This is a genomic window from Streptomyces sp. P17 (assembly GCF_032436805.1).
Classification (GTDB): Bacteria; Actinomycetota; Actinomycetes; order Streptomycetales; family Streptomycetaceae; genus Streptomyces.
In genome coordinates this window covers 1-242 of record NZ_JAVRBF010001381.1, presented here as the reverse complement: position 1 = coordinate 242, position 242 = coordinate 1, and the positions used below count along the sequence as shown (strand labels likewise).

General features: G+C 78.1%; 1 protein-coding gene. It reads right to left on the bottom strand.

The features are described from left to right. Positions 1-242 (bottom strand): PLP-dependent transferase (locus RMT89_RS45050; RefSeq protein ID WP_315889536.1); only part of this gene is annotated, 242 nt, incomplete at both ends.

Here is a 242-nt window from a genome sequence, read left to right as displayed (position 1 = left end):
AGCGCTCCGCCGCGGCCGCGTCCGCGAACTCCAGCCCGACGACGCCGCCCGCCGCCGTCATCTGGCGCGCGACGATCGCCGCGTCCGGGTGGTCCGGCAGCCCCGGGTAGGCCACCGCGCGCACGGCCGGGTGTCCGGCCGCGAGCTCGGCGACCGCGAGCGCCGACGCACACATGCGGGCGAAGCGGACCTCGAGGGTCTCCAGACCGCGGTGGATCAGCCAGGCCTCGTGGGTGCCGAGG